This window comes from Streptomyces sp. NPDC037290, from assembly GCF_055603245.1.
Genome location: NZ_JBVJVZ010000193.1, coordinates 1 through 1,063, shown reverse-complemented (window position 1 = coordinate 1,063; position 1,063 = coordinate 1). Strand labels below are relative to the sequence as shown.

Here is a 1,063-nt window from a genome sequence, read left to right as displayed (position 1 = left end):
GCGCCGGAGGCGTGGGCCTGGACGCCGGCGGTCTCCGGCCGGAGTTGGCGGCGATCGAGGCGGACCTCGTGGGGCGCATGCGGTTGCGGGAGGTGCTGGCCGATCCGGCGCTGGCCGCGCGGCTGACGCCCAGCATGTCGCTGATCGAGCAGTTGCTGCGGGACAAGGGCAATCTGTCGGGTGTTGCCCTGGCCAACGCGAAGTCCCTCATCCGCCGTTACGTCGACGAGGTGGCCGATGTGCTGCGTACGCAGGTGGAGAAGGCCACCGTCGGCGAGCTGGACCGTTCGGTGCCGCCCAAGCGCGTCTTCCGCAACCTCGACCTGGACCGCACGATCTGGAAGAACCTCACCAACTGGAGTCCGGAGGAGGAGCGGCTGTACGTGGACCGCCTCTACTACCGGCACACGGTGCGCAGGACGACACCGCAGCGGTTGATCGTCGTGGTGGACCAGTCCGGTTCGATGGTCGACTCGATGGTGAACTGCACCATTCTCGCCTCGTTCTTCGCCGGGCTGCCGAAGGTCGACGTCCATCTCATCGCCTACGACACCCGCTCGATCGATCTGACGCCGTGGGTGCACGACCCGTTCGACGTGCTGCTGCGCACGAATCTCGGCGGGGGCAACGACGGCCCCGTCGCGATGGCGATGGCGCGCCCGAAGATAGCCGAGCCGAAGAACACCGTCATGGTGTGGATCTCCGACTTCTACGAGTTCGACCGCTCTCAGCCGCTGTTCGAAGGCATCGAGGCCGTCCACCGCTCCGGGGTGAAGTTCATCCCCGTCGGCTCGGTGACCAGCTCCGGCCGGCAGGAGGTCAACCCGTGGTTCCGGGAGCGGTTCAAGGCCCTGGGCACACCCGTGGTCTCCGGGCACATCAACAAGCTCGTGCACGAACTCAAGACGTTCCTCACCTGAGCCCTGCGGGGTGTGGCCGCCGCCTGTCAACGCGCGCACTCCCCGCCGTGTCCCCCTCTTCTTCCCTCACTCTCTCGCCTGTTCAGAAAGGCTTCTTTGATGTCCGACGTGTTGCGTGCCCCCGCCGAGACCAAGTACGCCGA

At 66.7% G+C, this 1,063-nt stretch carries 1 protein-coding gene; it reads left to right on the top strand.

All coding sequences use genetic code 11. The features are described 5' to 3' along the window. Positions 1 to 920 (top strand): VWA domain-containing protein (locus ACZ7HQ_RS45905; RefSeq protein WP_471003703.1); only part of this gene is annotated, 920 nt, incomplete at its 5' end. Positions 921 to 1,063: the final 143 nt, after the last annotated feature.